Raw genomic sequence first — 4556 nt, forward strand, 5'->3', positions numbered from 1 at the left:
TCCGGGCTAGGATTTGAATCCCCCTCTCGAAAAAAGAAAAAGCTACCTTTGGGTAGCTTTTTCTTTTTTCGTCTATACGCGGAGAGAAGCACTTCGTTCCTCAGGCGCAGGGCAGTGCGCTTCGAATCGACCAACTGCTGTCGCTGCGCTGAAGCCCAGCGCGTTACTGGTTCTAATCAATTTTGTGAATGAGCATGCTTTTACGGCGCCTAGCGTATCAGTTCGTGTCCAAATGGCAGACCTGACCCTGCGTCCTTCCTGCGTCCTTAACCCCGCGTCCTCCACGTCCTCTCCATCGTCCACTTTTGCACCGCCACCCAGCCCGGCCGCTGGGCCAGAAACCCCGCAATCGACCCCACCATCACCGTAATCACCGAATTTAATGCGATGCTGACGATGATCTGCACGCAATCCGCAAAGTCGCCCTAACCAGTCAAAACCGCAGAAACAATCGACCGGCGCAGCACCGTCCTCCCGGCATCGATGCCACGCTGTGAAAACGCCGGCGGCAACGCGACATCATCCGTAGCAGTGTTGTCTGGCGCAGCCGTTTCCTTTACCAGCATGTTGGCGCTATTCTCGACCTCGAAGTACTCGTCCCAATGCACTGGAACTTGATGGGAGCGGCCATCTCCACCTCTCACGGAGACGTAGTGGGTTCGCGCGACGCTGCGGAAGCCGCTGGCCGTTACCTGCACTTTCTGCGATCCGTCGGCCTCTTGTTGCATGGAGGTCTTCAGGATACTTCGCGTGACGCACTCGGGATGCTTGAACATCGCCTCGCCGTGGTAATTGGCAATCGCTTCATGCTCCCAGAAACAGGGTTTGTGCGAATACGTGTCTTGATAGATGTCCGAGTGCGGTCGATGCTGTTGGTACAAGGGGATGGCAAGCAGCGGGGCGATCCCAAAGTAGAACGACTTGAAGAAATCGTTGTGATAGGCGTTGAAAAACAGGCGCGCCTGGGCAAGTTCGTAGGCAAAGAATTTCTCCGGGGCGCCGCTGATATCGGTCGCGCGCATATGTCCCGACTCCAGCACGTTGATCATGCGGGTTTTTTCGAATACGAACGTGTCGCCAAAACCTGTCTGACTATCCTTGAGCAGCTTGAGCATTTCCTGTTGCGCCAACGGCGTGAACAACAGCCGGAACTGTACCTCATGGTTGCGGTCCGTGGCATCGAACAAGGCGTCGAATTCGCGGTTGGCCATCACCGTAAAAGTATTCCCCTCGTCGACATCGCGCGACTTTTCTTCCAGCTTCTTGATGGCGCGATTCTTCCGCCATTTGTCGAAGAAGCCGTCCTCCAGACTGGAGAGTTTTGACGGGTGGCGGCTGAACACGAGATCCGGCGCCGCTTCGTTGCCGTAGACGATAAACGTCTGGTTCTCGTACTCGGGCATCGGACGTTCGATCGAGGCCCGCAGAGTTTCGTGGCGGGTTCTGGTTTCCGTTTTGCCTTGTGAATTGCGGTACTGTTCCGTCCAGCTGATAGCCAGCGAGCCATGGTATGTCTTGCTGCCCATCGAGTGTGACAAGGTGCGCGCAAGAATGAACGGGTTGCCGTTCAGTACGCCGCTGTGTGAGAACTCGATCGAGTGGTCGTCACCAAGATTGCCATACCAGCCAAAGCTGTTGCGCAGCTCTTCCATGCGGCCGTTGCTGAAATACGGGTCGAATGCGATGCGAGGCACTGTTTGTTGCATCAGCTTCGTCACGATATCCCAGTCGTACAGGCGGTTCAGCGGCACCATCTGGCCCCAGGCCACGGCACGCTTCTCGTCGCAGGCTTCCTGCAGCCGCTTTAATTGCGCGTCGGAATCGTTGATGATGCGGTTGAGCGTATGAATCGCGACGGCAAGCGCAATCGCTGGAACCGTGAGCCATGGCCATGCGTAATGGGTGTAGAGATAGAGTGCCGCCAGTAGCGCGGCGACGATGCTGGCGCCGCGCAGGATACGCCACCATTTGTTGCTGGAACCGGCGCCCGCGGCCTGCTTTTCGAGCACGCGTAGTTCCTGCACTGTCGCGATGTTGGCGTTCTCGTCCACGCCGGAACGGCGCACGAGGTCTTCGAAAAAGTCCGACGTATTGCTGGCGTGAGCATTTCTGAAATGGGAAGAATACTGCTCCAATGGTTCATGGACGTCGTTGATCAAAAGAAGACGCTCCGGGCGGCAGCCTTGGTTTCGGCGGAGGCAGTGAAAGGAATGCGCGTGGTATAACCTTGCCGCGCCGCAACGATTTGCTTGGTCGGCCAGGCAAAGACGTCCTGGTTCCACATGCCGACGGTATCGTTATACAGCGTGCGCGCGGCGGTCACTTCCTTTTGCAGATAACTGTTCTGGCGCATGGCATCGGCAATGACGGCGTGTGCCTTCAGATCCGGGTAGGCTTCGAACGCCAGGTTAATGCGGGAAAAAATCCCGTCGATTTTCTGGGATGCCTGATTGCGTTCGGCGTCGGCGTTGTGTCCGCTCCGGTAAGCCGCTACCGACTTCATCACGTCCTTGTCGAGGTCGATCGCTTTCGCGACCAGGCCAACCACGTTGTTCAGGACGACGACGCGCTGTTCCAGATAATTGTCGATCTGTGACGCATCGGCCTGGATTTTCTGCTGCAGCTTGCGCAGATACGCCAGGGCGGAGATCTTCATGAACAGGAAGATCAGGCCTGGCAGTGCCCCCAGCACCAGGAGTCCCAAGCTGTACGTTTGCGGCAACGTACCGGTCAGCAGCGCCAAGCCGCCGATCAACGGAAGGACCGCCCACAGGGCGATTTCAAATATGAGCGACCCGGTGCCGACTTGGACGGAGATTTGCTTGCTGATGACGTTGATGTCGCGCCCTTGCTCATTTATCGGGCCAGTTACTTCGTCCAAATCATTTGCCATGCTTGAAAATCCTTTGTATTGAGTGTTTCTGATTGAGCGACTCTCGCTCGGTTGCAAAATATTTCGCTGTAGCTTTTGAAGTGCGGGAGCAAAATGTCGGTGGATTGTGTAAGTTTCCCAAAATTAATTTTTTTGCCATCATATCTTGAAGGAGGAGAGCCAATCAAGGGCGGTCAAGCCGATATTTCATGTTAAATTTCGGGAAAAAACTTGGACACTTTCCGGTGCGGCGAGTTTTAAGTCAAGCGCTTGCATCAGCCCGGCGGCAGGGAGGCGGAACACGGGATAACGGACGCCAGCTTCCAGCCGGCCGCAGCCTTCCAATAAATTTCTTCCGAGCCTGTAACCGATCCCCGCTCGCCACCGAATCTTCGGCGGCGCCAGAGCAAACTTTGCGGAGAAATAAATGATCAAGAATTTATTAAGGCTCTGCCATCGTCAAATAGAGGAAATGTAGGAAGTGGCTGCAATACAGTGACGGTGTGCATGGTGATACTTCTGCCATTCCGAGGGCCAGGGTCAGGTCCGGCATTCGAACACGTGCTGAGGCATTGCGAGGGCCAGGGTCAGGTCCGCCATTCGCCTGCTGCATCTTGCCTGTGTTTGCGCAGGCTGCGATGCCCGCCGCTGATGCCTGCCCGGAGAGCGTGCCGGCGACTTCAATCAAACTGGATGCCGTGCCAGCTGGCTGGACGCCGTATATCGGCAGCCCGCTCTACCTGAGTGCCGCGGCGCCGATCGATGGCGCGCCGCAGCGCAGGGGGCAGCTGGTGCCCAGCGGGAAGCGCAGGAAGAAAGGGGACACGACGCTCAGCTATCGCCTGGAAGGTCGCTATCCAGACGGCAAGTGGTTGCAATGCGGTTACGGCGTGCATGGTGAGGTAACGCTGTCGAGGAGAATGGACGACAGTGTCAGCCTTTGCGAATTTACCTACAGGAAAGGCAGCAAGGTCGGGCAGAATGAGATCGATATCGATTGCCGGTAAGTGAGTTGGTATCAGCGGTATCGCTGGGGGGATCGCAGGCCGCAAAGCCCGATGCGCCTGAGCGAGCCGTTCATCAAGCGGCTCGCTCCAGCGATCAGAACCGGTATTTGAGCGTTGCCGTCACCGCACGCTCGGCGCCCAGGTAACATTCGCCGTGGTAGCAGATGGTGTAGTAACGCTTGTTGAGCATGTTGCTGGCGTTGAGCCTGAGCTGCCAGCGTACCGTCTCGTATTTCAGCATGCCGGTGAAGAGCGTATAGCCGCCTGCCAGCGACGTGTTTGCCTCGTCGTTCTGGCGCGGGCCGACGTAGTTGACGCCGCCGCCGATGCCGAAGCCCTTGGCCAGCGTCTGGTCCAGCCAGAGCGAGGCCATCTGCTGCGGTTCCGTGGCGGGTACCTTGCCGGCCTCGGTGCGGTCGGCGCTTTCCAGCACCCTCAGGTTCATCTTGGTCAGCGACGCCGTCAGGTTCAGGTCGCGGGTCAGCTCGGCCTTGGTTTCCAGCTCGATGCCGCGCGAGCGTTGCTTGCCGATCTGGCGGGTATCGCCGCTGATGTTGTCATAGGTGACGACGTTGGTCTTGCGCAAGTCGAACAGGGCGGCGCCAAAGAAGATGCGCGAATTGTCAGGCTGGTATTTCACACCGGTCTCCAGCTGCTTGCCGCGGCTGGGTTTCAAC

Annotated in this window: 4 protein-coding genes; 1 reads left to right on the forward strand and 3 read right to left on the reverse strand. The window is 57.4% G+C overall.

Annotated features, from left to right (window positions below):
• Positions 1-425: 425 nt before the first annotated feature.
• Together AC0V2Y_RS28050 and AC0V2Y_RS28055 are read right to left on the reverse strand one after the other, a co-directional pair.
• Positions 426-2159, reverse strand: coding sequence for an MAG1210 family protein (locus AC0V2Y_RS28050; protein ID WP_475417933.1), 1734 nt, complete (start codon positions 2157-2159; stop codon positions 426-428).
• Entirely contained in the window at positions 2156-2893 is a 738-nt protein-coding gene (locus AC0V2Y_RS28055) for a LemA family protein (RefSeq protein ID WP_475417934.1), read from the reverse strand. Before AC0V2Y_RS28055 ends, AC0V2Y_RS28050 begins: the two co-directional genes overlap by 4 nt.
• Positions 2894-3375: 482 nt before the next feature.
• Between AC0V2Y_RS28055 and AC0V2Y_RS28060 the strand changes: the two genes are divergently transcribed.
• Positions 3376-3879, forward strand: coding sequence for an STY0301 family protein (locus AC0V2Y_RS28060; RefSeq protein WP_475417935.1), 504 nt, complete (start codon positions 3376-3378; stop codon positions 3877-3879).
• Between the two features lie 94 nt (positions 3880-3973).
• Here AC0V2Y_RS28060 and AC0V2Y_RS28065 read toward each other — a convergent pair.
• Positions 3974-4556: TonB-dependent siderophore receptor (locus AC0V2Y_RS28065; protein ID WP_475418443.1), on the reverse strand; the 583-nt coding region annotated here is incomplete at its 5' end.

Source organism: Janthinobacterium sp. BHSEK (assembly GCF_056174685.1).